At 60.9% G+C, this 15,790-nt stretch carries 22 protein-coding genes; 2 read left to right on the top strand and 20 right to left on the bottom strand.

Going from position 1 to position 15,790, the window contains the following annotated elements:
• Positions 1-24 precede the first annotated feature (24 nt).
• The 5 genes from ptsP to ACYVOC_RS03895 are packed head-to-tail and all read right to left on the bottom strand — an operon-like array spanning position 25 to position 4,236.
• A complete protein-coding gene (gene ptsP / locus ACYVOC_RS03915; RefSeq protein ID WP_116005784.1) occupies positions 25-1,779 on the bottom strand; it encodes a phosphoenolpyruvate--protein phosphotransferase in 1,755 nt (584 codons plus the stop codon).
• 49 nt (positions 1,780-1,828) lie between these two features.
• A complete protein-coding gene (locus tag ACYVOC_RS03910) occupies positions 1,829-2,098 on the bottom strand; it encodes an HPr family phosphocarrier protein (RefSeq protein WP_116005783.1) in 270 nt (89 codons plus the stop codon).
• Entirely contained in the window at positions 2,067-2,513 is a 447-nt protein-coding gene (locus ACYVOC_RS03905; RefSeq protein ID WP_116006242.1) for a PTS sugar transporter subunit IIA, read from the bottom strand. Before ACYVOC_RS03905 ends, ACYVOC_RS03910 begins: the two co-directional genes overlap by 32 nt.
• A gap of 11 nt (positions 2,514-2,524) precedes the next feature.
• On the bottom strand, positions 2,525-3,739 hold the full coding sequence (locus ACYVOC_RS03900) for an MFS transporter (protein ID WP_461161171.1): 1,215 nt from the start codon (positions 3,737-3,739) through the stop codon (positions 2,525-2,527).
• A 26-nt stretch (positions 3,740-3,765) separates the two neighbouring features.
• Positions 3,766-4,236, bottom strand: a complete 471-nt coding sequence (locus tag ACYVOC_RS03895) for a hypothetical protein (protein WP_461160943.1) — start codon at positions 4,234-4,236, stop codon at positions 3,766-3,768.
• Positions 4,237-4,484: 248 nt separating this feature from the next.
• On the opposite strand from ACYVOC_RS03895, the gene ACYVOC_RS03890 reads away from it, so the two are divergent.
• Both ACYVOC_RS03890 and ACYVOC_RS03885 read left to right on the top strand, forming a co-directional pair.
• Complete coding sequence (locus ACYVOC_RS03890; RefSeq protein ID WP_461161170.1) at positions 4,485-4,955, top strand: peroxiredoxin family protein; 471 nt, start codon at positions 4,485-4,487, stop codon at positions 4,953-4,955.
• 95 nt (positions 4,956-5,050) lie between these two features.
• Positions 5,051-5,542: a GNAT family N-acetyltransferase gene (locus ACYVOC_RS03885; protein ID WP_116005779.1), complete on the top strand. Its 492-nt coding sequence runs from the start codon at positions 5,051-5,053 to the stop codon at positions 5,540-5,542.
• 118 nt (positions 5,543-5,660) lie between these two features.
• On the opposite strand, the gene ACYVOC_RS03880 is transcribed toward ACYVOC_RS03885, so the two are convergent.
• The 15 genes from ACYVOC_RS03880 to rpsG all read right to left on the bottom strand — a co-directional run bounded on the left by ACYVOC_RS03880 (position 5,661) and on the right by rpsG (position 15,788).
• Entirely contained in the window at positions 5,661-6,167 is a 507-nt protein-coding gene (locus ACYVOC_RS03880; protein ID WP_116005778.1) for a peroxiredoxin, read from the bottom strand.
• A gap of 117 nt (positions 6,168-6,284) precedes the next feature.
• Positions 6,285-6,554: a 30S ribosomal protein S17 gene (gene rpsQ, locus ACYVOC_RS03875; protein ID WP_116005777.1), complete on the bottom strand. Its 270-nt coding sequence runs from the start codon at positions 6,552-6,554 to the stop codon at positions 6,285-6,287.
• Between the two features lie 9 nt (positions 6,555-6,563).
• A complete protein-coding gene (gene rpmC, locus ACYVOC_RS03870; protein ID WP_116005776.1) occupies positions 6,564-6,758 on the bottom strand; it encodes a 50S ribosomal protein L29 in 195 nt (64 codons plus the stop codon).
• A 17-nt stretch (positions 6,759-6,775) separates the two neighbouring features.
• A complete protein-coding gene (rplP, locus tag ACYVOC_RS03865) occupies positions 6,776-7,192 on the bottom strand; it encodes a 50S ribosomal protein L16 (RefSeq protein ID WP_116005775.1) in 417 nt (138 codons plus the stop codon).
• 3 nt (positions 7,193-7,195) lie between these two features.
• Entirely contained in the window at positions 7,196-8,086 is an 891-nt protein-coding gene (gene rpsC, locus ACYVOC_RS03860) for a 30S ribosomal protein S3 (RefSeq protein WP_116005774.1), read from the bottom strand.
• A gap of 14 nt (positions 8,087-8,100) precedes the next feature.
• Positions 8,101-8,433, bottom strand: a complete 333-nt coding sequence (rplV, locus tag ACYVOC_RS03855) for a 50S ribosomal protein L22 (protein ID WP_116005773.1) — start codon at positions 8,431-8,433, stop codon at positions 8,101-8,103.
• Positions 8,434-8,442: 9 nt separating this feature from the next.
• The gene (rpsS, locus tag ACYVOC_RS03850) at positions 8,443-8,721 is read right to left on the bottom strand and encodes a 30S ribosomal protein S19 (RefSeq protein ID WP_116005772.1); all 279 of its coding nucleotides are present in this window, start codon (positions 8,719-8,721) and stop codon (positions 8,443-8,445) included.
• Positions 8,722-8,731: 10 nt separating this feature from the next.
• The gene (gene rplB, locus ACYVOC_RS03845) at positions 8,732-9,556 is read right to left on the bottom strand and encodes a 50S ribosomal protein L2 (protein ID WP_116005771.1); all 825 of its coding nucleotides are present in this window, start codon (positions 9,554-9,556) and stop codon (positions 8,732-8,734) included.
• 2 nt (positions 9,557-9,558) lie between these two features.
• Positions 9,559-9,873 carry a 50S ribosomal protein L23 gene (gene rplW, locus ACYVOC_RS03840; protein WP_116005770.1) on the bottom strand — a complete coding sequence of 105 codons (315 nt, stop codon included), beginning with the start codon at positions 9,871-9,873 and terminating at the stop codon, positions 9,559-9,561.
• The gene (gene rplD, locus ACYVOC_RS03835) at positions 9,870-10,490 is read right to left on the bottom strand and encodes a 50S ribosomal protein L4 (protein ID WP_116005769.1); all 621 of its coding nucleotides are present in this window, start codon (positions 10,488-10,490) and stop codon (positions 9,870-9,872) included. Before rplD ends, rplW begins: the two co-directional genes overlap by 4 nt.
• Positions 10,490-11,164 carry a 50S ribosomal protein L3 gene (rplC, locus tag ACYVOC_RS03830; RefSeq protein WP_116005768.1) on the bottom strand — a complete coding sequence of 225 codons (675 nt, stop codon included), beginning with the start codon at positions 11,162-11,164 and terminating at the stop codon, positions 10,490-10,492. The genes rplD and rplC overlap by 1 nt, the downstream gene beginning before the upstream one ends.
• 202 nt (positions 11,165-11,366) lie before the next feature.
• Positions 11,367-11,678 carry a 30S ribosomal protein S10 gene (rpsJ, locus tag ACYVOC_RS03825; protein WP_005796953.1) on the bottom strand — a complete coding sequence of 104 codons (312 nt, stop codon included), beginning with the start codon at positions 11,676-11,678 and terminating at the stop codon, positions 11,367-11,369.
• 26 nt (positions 11,679-11,704) lie between these two features.
• Entirely contained in the window at positions 11,705-12,895 is a 1,191-nt protein-coding gene (gene tuf, locus ACYVOC_RS03820; protein WP_116005767.1) for an elongation factor Tu, read from the bottom strand.
• Between the two features lie 201 nt (positions 12,896-13,096).
• Complete coding sequence (gene fusA / locus ACYVOC_RS03815) at positions 13,097-15,199, bottom strand: elongation factor G (protein WP_461160942.1); 2,103 nt, start codon at positions 15,197-15,199, stop codon at positions 13,097-13,099.
• Between the two features lie 151 nt (positions 15,200-15,350).
• Positions 15,351-15,788 (bottom strand): 30S ribosomal protein S7, encoded by a 438-nt coding sequence (gene rpsG / locus ACYVOC_RS03810; RefSeq protein ID WP_461160941.1) that lies wholly within the window; start codon positions 15,786-15,788, stop codon positions 15,351-15,353.
• Between the last annotated feature and the right edge of the window lie 2 nt (positions 15,789-15,790).

Raw genomic sequence — 15,790 nt, 5'->3', positions numbered from 1 at the left:
GCTATATTATTGATAGCAATCCAGCTACACTGCCTGCAACGGCGGAACGTCATCACCCTCCATCATCTGCTGCGCCCAAGGCGCGAGTTTGCGGGTGTCGGCGCGCAACACTTCTTGCTTGATGGTCAGGATTTGTGCCGGATGCATGGAAAAGCTCCGCAGTCCAAGACCCAGCAGTAGCCGGGTCATGGTGATGTCGCCGGCTGTTTCACCGCACACCGAGACGCTTTTGCCCTGCAGGCGGCATTCCGCGATCACCTCGGCCACCAGCCGCAGCACGGCGGGATGCATGGGGTCGTAGAGATGTGCGACCGATTCATCGGCCCTGTCGATGGCCAGCGTGTACTGGATCAGGTCGTTGGTGCCGATCGAGAGAAAGTCGAAATACTGCAGGAAGTACCGCACCATGAGCGCAGCCGCGGGCACCTCGATCATGGCGCCCAACCGGGTGGGGCCGTGCAGGACGCCACGGGCATCGAGTTCGGCGCGCGCCAGCCGCACCTGCGCCAGCGTCTGCGCGATTTCGCGGGGGTGCGTCAGCATGGGGAACAGCACATTCACCTGTCCATGCACGGCAGCCCGCATCAGGGCGCGCAACTGGGTGCGAAACATGGCCGGGTCGGCCAGGCTCCAGCGAATCGCGCGCAAGCCCAGAGCCGGGTTGAGGGAGTCGTCACGGTGCTGCTTGTCCAGCGGCTTGTCGGCGCCAATGTCCAGGGTGCGAATGGTGACGGGCAGGCCCTGCATGCCTTCAACGGCCTCGCGGTAGGCGCGGTACTGCTCTTCTTCGTCGGGCAGGCTGCCCATGCGACCCATAAAGAGGAATTCGGTGCGGAACAAGCCAACGCCCACGGCGCCCGCAGCCACGGCGGCGGCGGCGTCGCCCGGCAACTCGATGTTGGCCAGCAGGTCGACATGGCAACCATCGAGCGTGACCGCCGGGGTGTGGCGCAAGCGCGCCAGGCGCTCGCGTTCCAGCTCGATCTGGCGCTGGCGAAAACCATATTCAGCCAGGATGATGGCCGACGGATCGACGATCATCACGCCCGCATCGCCGTCGATGATCACCCAGTCGTCCTGGCGCACCAGCTGGCTGGCCGCGCGCGCGCCCACCACGGCCGGAATGTCCATGCTGCGCGCGACGATGGCGGTGTGCGAGGTCTTGCCGCCCACGTCGGTGACAAAACCGGCGAATACGCTTTTCTTGAACTGCAGCATATCGGCGGGCGAGAGGTCGTGCGCCACCAGCACCAGGGGGACATCCACCGTGTCGTCGAGCAGCAGGTCTTGCTGCGTCTTGCGCTTGGGGCTGGCAGCGGGCGGCGCCACGGGCAGGGGCACGCCTTTCATGTGGCGCAGGATGCGGTCGACGACCTGCTCCAGGTCGGCCTTGCGCTCGCGCAGGTATTCGTCTTCCATTTCATCGAACTGGCGCCCGATGACTTCAAGCTGGGTGGTCAGCGCCCACTCGGCGTTGTACAGGCGTTCGGTGATCCAGTGCTTGACACCGTTGGTCAGCATTTCGTCCTGCAGCAGCATGAGGTGCACATCCAGCAGCGCGGCCAGCTCGTGCGGTGCATCGGGGGGCATTTCACCCTGCAGGCGCTGCAGCTCGTCGGCTACAGCATTGCGCCCTTGGCGCACGCGGTCGATTTCGCTGTCGATCTGGTATGGCTCGATGAAGTAGTGCGACACCTCGACGCGGCTTACGCCCACCAGCACGGCACGCCCGATGGCAATGCCACGTGCCACCGCCAGGCCTGGTACGGAAAACGTCATGCGTGCACCCTCCTTCTGGCCTGCCCTGCGCGGACAAGACAGCTTGTGTTCATTCGCCTTCGCCGAACTTGTCGGTAATCAAGGCCAGCAGCGCATCCATGGCTTCCTGTTCCTGCGCACCGCTGGTTTCAATCTCCACCACCGAGCCCATGCCTGCGGCCAGCATCATCACGCCCATGATGCTCTTGGCGTTGATGCGCCGGTCCCCGCGGCTCATGAAAACTTCGCAGGGAAAACTGCCGGCGAGCTTGGTGAGCTTGGCCGACGCCCGGGCGTGCAGGCCCAGCTTATTGCTGATGGTCGTGCTGGTCTTGATCATGCGGATTGCGTATCTGGTTCTGGGGCGCTGAAATGGCCACCTGCATCACCCCCTGGGTGCCCCCGACCACGGCGCGCTGCACCAGCGCATCGAGCGGCTCGGCGCGGTAGCACACGCTGCGCAGCAGCATGGGCAGGTTGACGCCGGTCACCAGGCGCGCATCGCGGCCTTCGACCAGCCTCTGGGCAATATTGCACGGCGTGGCGCCGAACACGTCGGTCAGCACCAGAATCGGGGCTTCGCCCTGTGCTTGCAGCATGCTACGGGCCATGGCCAAGGTGTCTTCGGGTGCTGCGTGGGGCTGCACATCCAGCACCATGACACTGTCGGCACAATCGGCGAACACATGCAAGGCGCATTCGCGCAGTGCGTGGGCCAAGGGGGCGTGGGCGATGATGAAGATGCGCGTGCTCATGGTTTTGCGGTTCAACAGGCATTATCACCGCGGCCGCGCAGCACAAACCATGCATAAGCGGCCCCGTTGCACGCCAGGAACAAGGCCATGCCGGCCCGGTAGGCGGCCACCGTATCCAGCCCTGCCCCCATAAAGCCATCGATCGCCAGGCCTATGCCCCACTGCACCACGAACACGCCCAGAAAGATCACCAGGTTGTAGGCCGACAGGGCGCGCCCCGCCAGGGCCTGGGGAAAGGTCATGGCCAAAGCGGGCAGCGACAGCGACACAAAGGTACTGCACACACAAAACAACGCCCAGGCACCGGCGCCAGCCTGCGGACCCAGTGCCACGATGGTTGCAAGAACGATCAGGCTGGACGGCAGGCCCCAGGCCATCAGCCTGTTGGCGTCCAGACCCCGGCGCAGCAGCCAGGGGTTGACCATGCCCCACGACCAAAAGGTACCCAGCATGGCCATGTTGATCCAGAAGAGCCCAGCCGCCGCCTGCTGAGGCGACTGCCCGGCCACGTTCTGCATCCAGGGCCCAGCCCAGAGAGTCTGCATGGCCACCATGCCGCCGTAACTAAAGAAACCCAGCGGTGCCAGGCGCTGGAAATAGCGGTTGCGCCACACCACGGTGTAACCCGATGGCAGGCCGTGGGGGGACTGGCCTGCGCACTCCCCAGGCTCTGTGTTTTTGGCCTGAGGCCATGCGGGCACCACCAGCGCGACCCACACCATGGCCAGCACAATCAGCACCGCCAGCCCCCAGAACAGCGGACGCCAACCAGCCACGGGCAGCAGCCACTGCACGGGAAGGGTGGACGCCACCATGCCGGTCGAGCCGGTCATCAGCATCCAGGCGTTGGCCCGCATCTGCGCCATGGGTGTAAACCAGCGCCGATAGCCCGTGAGAGGCGCCATCAGGCAGGCACTGACACCCGCACCCACCAGCACACGCCCGGCCAGCAGCACCGAAAAATTCCCGGCCTGGGAGAACACCAGGCAACCCGCCACAGCCACACCCAGAAACCCCAGCTGGACAGTGCGGGGCCCATGGCGGTCAAGCCAGCGCCCCAGGGGCAGCTGCGTGGCTGCAAAGCCGAGAAAGTAGCCCCCGGACAACAACCCCAGATCGCGCGCGTGGAGCGAAAACTCCTGCGTCAGCAAGGGGGCCAGCGTGGCGGTCACAGCCCGCAGCAACGCCGAAAGAAAGTAGGCAAACGCAAAGGCCAGAAATACCATCACGGCGGTCCGCCGCGCGAGCACCGTCACTGCAAAACCAACCCGGCGAAAAATTGTGACGCCTGCTCCCGATGCGGCTTCGCTCCCATCACGATGGCGTGGCAGGCCTGCACCCGGGGTCCCTGGACCCGCGCAAACCATACGGCCTGGACCGCGACGCCCGCGCCATCCGGTGAACGGCCCTGCACCTCGGTGCGCACCGAGGGGGGAATGTCGAGCGCTCCGGCGGGCACGAACGCGGTGTCCTGCGGCGCTCCCGCATGCCCTTCTGAGGGCGCCTGCATGCCCGCCAGGACAGCGGCGCGCCAGTGGGTCAGGGCTGCGCCCGTTTGGGCGGGGTCTTGCAGAACGGCACAGGCGATGGCAAAAGTTGCACCGTCGGCTTCGCAGCCGGACATGTGCATGTCCACCGGGGTGCCCGCCAGCTCCACGCTGCGCTGCACCTGTTCAGGCTTGCAGGGCAGACTGGCCTGGAGCCCTTGTCCGGGGAGCGTCACTGCCCTCCAGTCCAGCGTGGGGCTGCAAGCAGCGAGCATTACCAGGACTGCGGCACATAAGGTTCTGAGCATCCAGGGATTATCGGCAGAAGCGACCACGGCTGCCGGAACGGGCCTGTGAACCTTTGGACTGCGGATGCATCCAACGGGCTTGCGGATCACTCCGCCGGTTCACGCTGCCGCACAATAGCGGTCTTGTTGATGTGGGAAAGCATATGCAGTTGAAGAACGTGGTCATCGCGGTTGCCATGTCCGCCGCAGTTGTGGCAGGTGGTGGAGCGCTTGTGGGTTGCAGCCAGTCTGCAGCCCCCGATTCCACGTTTGTGCTGCTTGATGGCTCACGCCAGACCACGGCCGACCTGCGCGGCAAGGTCACACTGGTGAATTTTTGGGCAACCAGTTGCACGACCTGCGTGGCTGAAATGCCCGAGATCATTGCAACCTACCAAAAGTACCAGTCCCGCGGGTTCGATACCCTGGCGGTGGCCATGAGCTACGACCCGCCAAGCTATGTCGTGAACTTTGCCGAAACCCGCAAGCTCCCCTTCAAAGTGGCGCTCGACAACACCGGGGCGGTGGCCAAGGCTTGGGGCGACGTGCGCATCACCCCTACAACCTACATCGTCAACAAACAGGGGCAGATCGTGAAGACCTATGTCGGCAACCCCAATTTTCCTGAATTGCACCAGTTGATCGAACGCCTGCTGGCGGAAGGTTGAACGCACCCTTGTGCGCTGCGCAGGTTTTTCCTGCCTGGTGGGGGCCTTTGGTCGTGCCGTTACACTGCGCTTTTTGCCATTGAACGCTTCGAGTAGTGGATACGCCCCCCGTGACCTTGTTGACAGCCACCGGCCCCGAACATCTGGCGGTGCTGCGTGATCTCTTCCAGGAATACGCCGACAGCCTGTCGATTGACCTGTGCTTCCAGCAGTTCGATACCGAACTGGCCACCCTGCCTGGCGAGTACGCCGATCCCCGCGGCGCCTTGTTGCTGGCGCTCGTCGATGGCGCACCGGCCGGCTGCTGTGCACTGCGGCCACTCGATACCGCCGACTACCCCAATGCCAGTGAGATGAAGCGTCTTTTCGTGCGCAAAGCCTTTCGGGGCTTTGGGCTGGGGCGCCAGTTGGCCGAGGCGACGCTGGATGCAGCTCGGCAGAGGGGCTATGCCTGCGTGCTGCTCGACACGCTGGACGACATGGAGTCGGCCCGGGCTCTTTACACCGACCTTGGGTTTACGGACATTCCTCCGTACTATCACAACCCGATCCAGGGTGCGCATTACCTCAAGGTCGATATTTTTTAGTCAAATCAACCTTGAGCGCACGGCCATAAAGCGCAGCAAGCTATTTTATTAATAGCACAAGGAAAGCTGCGTATCCGATCTCGGCTCCCACGTGCAATGACCCGACACGATTGAACGATTACGCCCGTGCTTGGGCCAGGAGAGTGTCTGCGTCGCTGACCTCGAACTTGCCCGGACCTTCGATGTTGAGCTGAACGACCTTGCCATCCTTGACCAGCATGGAATAGCGGTTGCTGCGCAGGCCGAGCCCCTTTCCATTCAGATCCAGGGTCAGGCCGGTGGCTTTGGCAAAGGCTGCGTCGCCATCGGCGAGCATGCGAATGGCACTACCGGTCTTCTGATCGCGCGCCCAGGCGCCCATGACAAAGGCGTCGTTGACGGCCAGGCACCAGATCTCATCGACGCCAGCGGCCTTGAACTCTGCGGCCTTTTCTACAAAACCAGGCACATGCTTGGCTGAGCAGGTCGGCGTGAAGGCACCCGGAACAGCAAACAGCGCAATGGTTTTGCCCGCTGCGGCAGTGCCCACCTGCACCGGGTTGGGGCCCAGGCTGCAGCCATTGCCCTCGACCTCGTTGAATTCCATCAGTGTGCTATCGGGAAGGGTATCGCCAATCTGAATCATGCGTGTCTCCGGTGGTGTAAACAGAAAGGGGCAGACCCGTTGTTGGCGCCCCAAAAAGAAAAACGACCCACATTGTGGGTCGTTTTTGCGGGGCTTGCAGTGCAGTGCCAGGAAGGCTTACACCAGCGATGCCTTTGTCACCAAGCGGGTCGCAACCCAGTTCTTGGTCTTCGAGAGTGGACGGCTTTCGGTGATCTCGATCACGTCGCCCGTCTTGTACTCGTTGTTTTCGTCGTGCGCATGGTATTTGCTCGACTTGCCGACGATCTTGCCGTAGAGCTCGTGTTTCACACGGCGCTCGATCAGCACGGTCACGGTCTTTTCACGCTTGTCGCTGACCACCTTGCCAACCAAGGTGCGCTTGAGGGATTTTTTAGCTTCCGTCATGTGGGCTCCTTATTTGGCGGCTTGCTTTTGGGCAAGAATGGTCTTGGCGCGGGCGATGTCACGGCGCGTGGTACGCAGCGTGCCGGTGTTGCCCAGTTGTTGCGTAGCCTTTTGCATGCGCAGTCCGAAATGGGCCTTTTGCAGGGCCTTGATTTCTTCCTTGATGCCAGCGACGTCTTTTTGGCGAAGTTCAGCAGTATTCATATCAGTTTCTCCTGAACTCACTGGCCTACCATGCGTGCCACGAACGTGGTACGCAGGGGGAGCTTGGCAGCGGCCAGACGGAAGGCTTCACGGGCGAGTTCTTCGGGCACGCCGAGGATCTCGAACACGATCTTGCCCGGCTGGATTTCGGCCACGTAGAACTCGGGGTTGCCTTTACCGTTACCCATACGCACTTCGGCGGGCTTGGAGGAAATCGGCTTGTCCGGGAACACGCGGATCCAGATGCGGCCACCACGCTTGACGTGGCGGGAAATGGCGCGGCGAGCGGCTTCCAATTGACGGGCCGTCAGACGGCCCCGATCGGTGCACTTCAGACCGAAATCACCGAACGCGACCGAGTTACCCCGGGTTGCGATGCCAGTGTTGCGGCCTTTTTGCTCCTTGCGGTACTTGCGGCGAGCAGGTTGCAGCATGTTTTATTCTCCTTTTCCGTCCGCTGCTGTAGCGGGCGCGTCTGCTTTACGAACGCGCTTAACGGCGGTTGTGTCGGCGCCACCGGCGCCGGCAGGCTTGTCGCTGCCATCAGCAGGAGCCATATTGGCGCCTGCAGGCCGGCGCGGGCCGCCACGGCCTGCACCACGGTCGTTACGGTCGCCACCAGGGCGGCCATCACGGCGCGGACCACGGGGACGGCGCTCATCGTCCGGACGTGGGGTTTCCACGGCGGGCAGATCGTTACGGCCCAGCGTGTCACCCTTGTAGACCCAGACCTTGACGCCGATCACACCGTAGGTGGTCTTGGCTTCAGAGGTGCCGTAGTCGATGTCGGCGCGCAGTGTGTGAAGTGGCACGCGGCCTTCACGGTACCACTCGCAGCGGGCGATTTCGATACCGTTCAGACGGCCCGACGACATGATCTTGATGCCCAGGGCACCCAGACGCATGGCGTTTTGCATGGCGCGCTTCATGGCACGACGGAACATGATGCGCTTCTCGAGCTGCTGCGTGATGCTGTCAGCGATCAGCTTGGCATCGATTTCAGGCTTGCGCACTTCTTCGATGTTCACTGCGACAGGCACGCCCAGACGGGAGGCGAGTTCCTTCTTGAGGTTCTCGATGTCTTCGCCCTTCTTGCCGATCACCACGCCCGGACGTGCCGAGTAAATGGTGATGCGGGCATTCTTGGCAGGACGCTCGATGAGGATGCGCGAAACCGCAGCATTCTTCAGCTTGGCCTTGAGGTACTCGCGCACCTTGATGTCTTCGGCCAGCATGCCGGCGAAGTCACGGTTGCTGGCGTACCAACGGCTAGCCCAGTTGCGGCTGACCGCAAGGCGGAAGCCGGTAGGATGGATTTTCTGTCCCATAGTCTTCCTTGGCCTCAGTTACCAACCGTCACGTACACATGGCACGTGGGCTTGCTGATGCGGTTGCCGCGGCCTTTGGCGCGCGCGGTGAAGCGCTTGAGCGTGGTGCCTTGCTCGATGTAGATGGTTTTCACCTTCAGCTCATCGATGTCAGCGCCATCGTTGTGTTCGGCGTTGGCGATGGCCGACTCCAGAACCTTCTTGACGATGCCCGCAGCTTTTTTCTGCGTGAAGGTCAAAATGTTCAGAGCCTGGTCCACCTTCTTGCCGCGGATCAGATCAGCGACCAGACGGCCCTTGTCGACCGACAGACGGACGCCCCGGAGGACTGCACGTGTTTCAGACATGGTCGTTCCTTATTTCTTCTGGACTTTTTTGTCCGCGGGGTGACCCTTGAAGGTGCGCGTCAGGGCGAATTCGCCGAGCTTGTGGCCCACCATCTGGTCGGTGATATAGACCGGCACATGCTGCTTGCCGTTGTGCACGGCAATGGTCAGGCCGATGAAGTCAGGCAGAACCATGGAGCGACGCGACCAGGTCTTGACGGGCTTCTTGTCCTTGGTGGCAACGGCCTTTTCGACCTTTGCCATCAAATGGTGGTCAACAAACGGACCTTTTTTGAGAGAGCGAGTCATTGGCTATCCCTTATTTCTTGCGGCGCGAAACAATCATGTTCTGCGTGCGCTTGTTGTTGCGGGTGCGATAACCCTTGGTCAGGTTGCCCCATGGGTCGACAGCATGGCGGCCTTCGCCGGTGCGGCCTTCGCCACCACCGTGCGGGTGATCCACCGGGTTCATGGCAACGCCACGCACCGTAGGACGGATACCCATCCAGCGCTTGACACCGGCCTTGCCGAGTTGGCGCAGGCTGTGCTCTTCGTTGGCGACTTCACCAATGGTGGCGCGGCATTCGATATGGATGCGACGCACTTCACCGGAGCGCATACGAACCTGCGCATACACGGTTTCGCGGGCCAGCAGCGTTGCCGATGCACCAGCGGAACGGGCGATCTGCGCACCGGCACCGGGCTTGAGCTCGATGCAGTGGATGGTCGAACCCACCGGGATGTTGCGGATCGGCAGCGTGTTGCCAGCGCGGATCGGCGCCTCGGAACCGGACATCAGCGTGCTGCCAACTTCCAGACCACGGGGGGCGATGATGTAGCGGCGCTCGCCGTCGGCGTAGCACACCAGAGCGATGTGGGCCGTACGGTTGGGATCGTATTCAATGCGCTCCACCTTGGCAGCGATGCCATCCTTGTTGCGCTTGAAGTCCACCACGCGGTAGTGGTGCTTGTGACCACCGCCCTTGTGGCGCGTCGTGATGTGACCGTTGTTGTTACGCCCGGCTTTCTGGAACTGAGGCTCCAGCAGCGGTGCGTAGCCATCACCCTTGTACAGGTGGTCACGGGTAACCTTCACCACAGCACGTTGGCCGGGCGAAGTGGGTTTCATCTTAATGACAGCCATGATTACGCAGCCTCCCCAGAGAGGTTCAGCTCTTGACCTGGCTTGAGCATCACATAGGCCTTGCGCACATTGTCGCGGCGGCCCACGGTCTTGCCAAACTTCTTGGTCTTGCCTTTGGTGTTGAGCACAGAAACGCCCTTGACTTCCACCTTGAACATCAATTCCACAGCGGCCTTGATTTCATGCTTGGTCGCGCTCTGGAGCACTTTGAACGTCACAGCATTGGACTTTTCAGCAACCATGGTGGCCTTTTCGGACACGATGGGAGCGACCAGCACCTGCATCAGACGACCTTCGTCAAACTTGAGCGTGCTCATGCGAACATCTCCTTGAGTTGGTCGATAGCGCCCTTGGTGACGAGCACTTTCTTGTAGTGCACCAGCGACACGGGGTCTGCATAACGCGGCTCGACAACGAACACGTTCTTCAGGTTGCGGGAAGCCAGGTACAGGTTTTCGTCGATTTCCTCGGCGATCACCATCACCGATTGCAGATTCATCGCCTTGAACTTATCAGCCAGCACCTTGGTCTTGGGCGATTCGAGCGTGAGCGAATCCACCACAGCCAGGCGACCTTCACGGGCGAGCTGCGACAGGATGGAAGCCATGCCAGCACGGTACATCTTCTTGTTGATCTTCTGCGTGAAGTTTTCGTCAGGCAGATTCGGGAAGATGCGACCGCCTCCACGCCACAGCGGCGAGGAAGTCATACCGGCGCGTGCGCGACCGGTGCCCTTTTGCTTGAAAGGCTTCTTGGTAGAGTGGTGAACCTGCTCGCGGTCCTTCTGGGCACGGGTGCCCTGGCGGCCGTTGGCGCGGTATGCAACCACGATCTGGTGCACCAGATCTTCGTTGTATTCACGACCAAACACGGTCTCGGGCGCATCAAACTTGGATGCGGCCTGGCCTTGGTCATTCAGGAGTTCGAGCTGCATTAGTTCGCTCCTTTGGATGCGGTTGCCTTGATGGCGGGACGCACCGTAACGAACCCACCCTTGGAGCCCGGAACAGCGCCCTTGATCAAGAGCAGTTGGCGTGCTTCGTCAATGCGAACCACATCGAGGTTTTGCGTGGTGACAGTTTCGTCGCCCATGTGACCGGTCATGCGCTTGCCCGGAAACACACGGCCCGGATCCTGCGCCATACCGATCGAACCCGGCACGTTGTGCGAACGGCTGTTACCGTGCGACGCGCGCTGGGAAGACATGTTGTGGCGCTTGATGGTGCCGGCAAAGCCCTTACCAATCGAAGTACCTTGCACGTCCACCTTCTGGCCCACGGTGAACAGGTCAGCCACAGGCACGGTAGCGCCCGGCTTGTACTGGGCAGCCGTATCGGCGGTCACGCGGAATTCACGGATAATTTCACCAGCTTCAACGCCCGCTTTCGCGAGGTGGCCGGCTTGTGGCTTGGTCACGCGCGAAGCTTTGCGCGAACCGAATGTGACCTGCACGGACACATAGCCATCGTTCTCTTGGGTTTTGATCTGGGTCACGCGGTTGTTTGACACATCCACCACTGTGACAGGAACTGCGTCCCCATCATCAGTGAACAGGCGCATCATGCCCACCTTGCGGCCCAGCAACCCCAGGGAGTTGCTCAGACTCATTTGTTTCTCCAAAACTTCCACCGCCGCGACTGCAATTGGCCCCGGCGTTGCACTGTATGTGCATGAAAGACGGTTGATAAAACTCCGCCTTTTTACAAACGCAAAAAGGCGAAGCCTCAAAGTATAACGCGAACTGCTTATGAAAGCAAGTTCGCGTTATTTTGAAGGAGCCTGGCGAGTATGCACCGCCAAGGCTTGAAGCTTATTGCAGCTTGATTTCGACGTCCACACCAGCCGGCAGGTCGAGCTTCATCAGCGCGTCCACGGTCTTGTCGGTGGGATCAACGATGTCCATCAGACGCTGGTGCGTGCGGATTTCGAGCTGGTCGCGGCTGGTCTTGTTGACATGCGGCGAGCGCAGGATATCGAAACGCTTCATGCGCGTCGGCAGGGGCACGGGACCCTTGACGATGGCGCCGGTGCGCTTGGCAGTGTCAACGATCTCGGCAGCAGACTGGTCGATCAGCTTGTAATCGAAGGCCTTGAGGCGGATGCGGATTTTTTGCTTGGACATGGCAAGTTCCTGGTGATGCTTAAATCTTAAGCAATGATCTTGGCCACGACACCCGCGCCCACGGTACGGCCGCCTTCGCGGATAGCGAAGCGCAGGCCTTCTTCCATGGCGATGGGGTTGATCAGCTTGACGGTGATCGACACGTTATCGCCAGGCATGACCATTTCCTTGCCTTCAGGCAACTCGATCGCACCGGTCACGTCCGTCGTGCGGAAGTAGAACTGGGGACGGTAGTTGTTGAAGAAAGGCGTGTGACGGCCGCCTTCGTCCTTGGACAGCACATACACCTCTGCGGTGAAGTGCGTGTGGGGCTTGATCGAGCCGGGCTTGCACAGCACTTGGCCGCGCTCGACGTCTTCACGCTTGGTGCCGCGCAGCAGCAGGCCGACGTTGTCGCCCGCCTGGCCTTGATCCAGGAGCTTCCTGAACATTTCCACGCCAGTGCAGGTGGTCTTGACGGTGTCTTTGATGCCGACGATTTCGATTTCTTCGCCGACCTTGATGATGCCGCGCTCGATACGTCCGGTCACGACGGTGCCGCGGCCAGAGATGGAGAACACGTCTTCCACGGGCATCAGGAAGGCACCGTCCACAGCGCGCTCAGGCGTGGGGATGTAGTTGTCCAGCGCTTCGGCCAGCTTCATGATGGCTTCTTCGCCGAGCTTGCCCTTGTCGCCTTCCAGGGCGAGCTTGGCGGAACCGCGAATGATCGGGGTGTCGTCGCCAGGGAAATCGTATTTGTCGAGGAGCTCGCGCACTTCCATTTCGACGAGCTCAAGGAGTTCTTCGTCGTCCACCATGTCGCACTTGTTCAGGAACACGATGATGTAGGGCACGCCCACCTGGCGGGCCAGCAGGATGTGCTCGCGGGTCTGGGGCATGGGGCCGTCAGCGGCCGAGCACACAAGAATAGCGCCGTCCATCTGGGCAGCGCCGGTGATCATGTTCTTCACATAGTCAGCGTGACCAGGGCAGTCGACGTGGGCGTAGTGGCGGCCAGCCGTTTCATACTCGACGTGCGAGGTGTTGATCGTGATGCCGCGCGCTTTTTCTTCGGGCGCGTTGTCAATCTGCGAATAGTCTTTGGCTTCGCCGCCGAACTTGGCCGACAGCACGGTCGCAATCGCTGCCGTCAGCGTGGTCTTGCCGTGGTCAACGTGACCGATGGTGCCCACGTTGACGTGGGGCTTGGTGCGTTCAAACTTACCTTTTGCCATTCTCAATTCTCCAAAGAGCAGTACCCGTGTAGTGGTTTTACGTCTGCATCCGATTGCTGGATCGCCCTGCACGGGGAACGGGGCGGCACCGGATCGCAGACAAAACTATTATTTTTATAGCTGCCAGCGCTTACTGCATAAGCGCTGGAGGCCAATGAGAGTCAAAGAGGACAGAGCAGCAAGGCCGATGCCCCCAAGGATTTATTTTGCGCGCGAGGCCATGATGGCTTCAGACACGTTGCGCGGAGCTTCCGCGTAGTGCTTGAATTCCATCGTGTACGTCGCACGGCCTTGTGTCGCCGAACGCAGCGTCGTCGAGTAGCCGAACATTTCGGACAGCGGCACTTCGGCCCTGATGGCCTTGCCGCCACCAATCATGTCTTCCATGCCCTGCACCATGCCACGGCGTGAGGACAGATCGCCCATCACGTTACCGGCATAGTCTTCAGGCGTTTCCACTTCCACAGCCATCATGGGCTCCAGGATGACAGGGTTGGCCTTGCGGCAACCTTCCTTGAAACCGAAGATGGCGGCCATCTTGAACGCCAACTCGTTCGAGTCCACATCGTGGTACGAACCGAAGTGCAGCGTGACCTTGACGTCCACGACGGGGTAGCCGGCCAGCACGCCTTGCGTGACGGCTTCGTTGATGCCCTTTTCCACCGCAGGGATGTACTCGCGTGGCACCACACCGCCCTTGATGGCATCAATGAACTCAAGGCCCTTGCCGGGTTCGTTGGGCTCGATCTTGAGCACCACGTGGCCGTACTGGCCCTTACCACCGGACTGGCGCACAAACTTGCCTTCGGCGTCTTCCACCGTCTTGCGGATGGTTTCGCGGTAGGCCACCTGGGGCTTGCCCACGTTGGCTTCCACGCCGAACTCGCGCTTCATGCGGTCGACGATGATTTCCAGGTGGAGCTCGCCCATGCCGGAAATAATGGTCTGGCCCGATTCTTCGTCGGTGCGCACGCGGAACGACGGATCTTCAGCAGCCAGGCGCTGCAAGGCAATGCCCATCTTTTCCTGGTCGACCTTGGTCTTGGGTTCCACAGCCTGCGAAATCACGGGCTCGGGGAACACCATGCGCTCCAGAATGATCGGCGAGCCGATATCGCTCAGGGTTTCGCCAGTGGTCACGTCCTTCAGGCCCACGCAAGCAGCGATGTCACCGGCGCGGATTTCTTCCACTTCCTGGCGCTCGTTGGCGTGCATCTGCACGATACGGCCGATGCGCTCTTTCTTGCCCTTGATCGAGTTGAACACGGTGTCGCCCTTGGTCAACACGCCCGAGTACACACGCACAAAGGTCAACTGGCCCACAAAGGGGTCGGTCATCAGCTTGAACGCCAGGGCAGAGAACTTCTCGTTGTCGTCTGCCTTGCGGGTGATGGGATTCTCGTCTTCGTCAGTACCAGCAACATCAGGAATGTCGGTAGGTGCAGGCAGCAGGTCCAGCACGGCGTCGAGCATGCGCTGAACGCCCTTGTTCTTGAACGCGGTACCGCACAGCATGGGCTGGATTTCGCAGGCAATCGTGCGCTGGCGCAGACCGGCCGTGATTTCCTCTTCGGAGAGCGTGCCCTCTTCGAGGTACTTGTTCATCAGCTCTTCGCTGGCTTCAGCGGCGGATTCGACCATCTTCTCACGCCACGTGTTGCACACGTCGATCAGATCAGCGGGAATGTCGCGGTACTCAAACTTCATGCCTTGCGAGGCTTCGTCCCAGTAGATGGCCTTCATCTTGGTGAGGTCGACCACGCCTTCGAACTTGTCTTCAGCACCGATGGGCACAACGATCGGCACAGGGTTGGCCTTGAGGCGCAGCTTCATGCCTTCGACGACCTTGAAGAAGTTGGCGCCGGTACGGTCCATCTTGTTCACGAAGGCCAGACGGGGCACCTTGTGCTTGTTCGCTTGGCGCCACACGGTTTCGGATTGGGGCTGCACGCCACCCACGGCGCAATACACCATGACCGCACCGTCGAGCACGCGCATGGAGCGCTCGACTTCAATCGTGAAGTCCACGTGACCGGGGGTGTCAATGATGTTGATGCGGTGCTCGGGGCGGGACAGATCCATGCCCTTCCAGAAGCAGGTCACGGCAGAAGACGTGATCGTGATGCCGCGCTCCTGCTCCTGCTCCATCCAGTCGGTGGTGGCAGCGCCGTCGTGCACTTCACCCAGCTTATGGGTCACGCCTGTATAGAACAGGATACGTTCAGACGTCGTGGTTTTGCCGGCGTCGATGTGGGCCGAGATACCGATATTGCGGTAGCGCTCGATGGGAGTCTTGCGAGCCATGGTGAATCCTTGATGGGTCGAGTTATTCGGGTTTTCAGGGCACCGGCTCGTGGCGGGAACCCTTCGATGGTGCGACTGCCTCAATCGCCACAAGGCTGCAGGCAAAAATGCCAGCAGCCTTGCGCTTTGACTGAGACTGGTCTGCGTCGATTTAGAAGCGGAAGTGGCTGAATGCCTTGTTGGCTTCGGCCATGCGGTGCACTTCATCACGCTTCTTCATGGCACCGCCACGGCCTTCGGTGGCCTCGAGCAGTTCATTGGCCAGGCGCTGAGCCATGGACTTCTCACCACGCTTGCGGGCGGCTTCCTTGATCCAGCGCATCGACAGAGCCAGACGGCGCACGGGACGCACTTCGACGGGCACTTGGTAGTTGGCACCACCGACACGGCGGGACTTGACCTCGACCATGGGCTTGACGTTGTTGATGGCAACAACGAAAGCTTCCAGCGGATCCTTATCAGGGTGCTTCTTCTCGATCAGTTCCAGGGCACCATAAATGATGCGCTCTGCAACCGCTTTTTTGCCGCCTTCCATGATCACGTTCATGAATTTGGACAGCTCGACATTGCCGAATTTAGGGTCCGGCAGAA

It is taken from the genome of Simplicispira piscis (genome assembly GCF_054783455.1).
The sequence above is the reverse complement of the archived record's forward strand: the minus strand, read 5'-3'. Positions and strand labels throughout refer to the sequence as shown.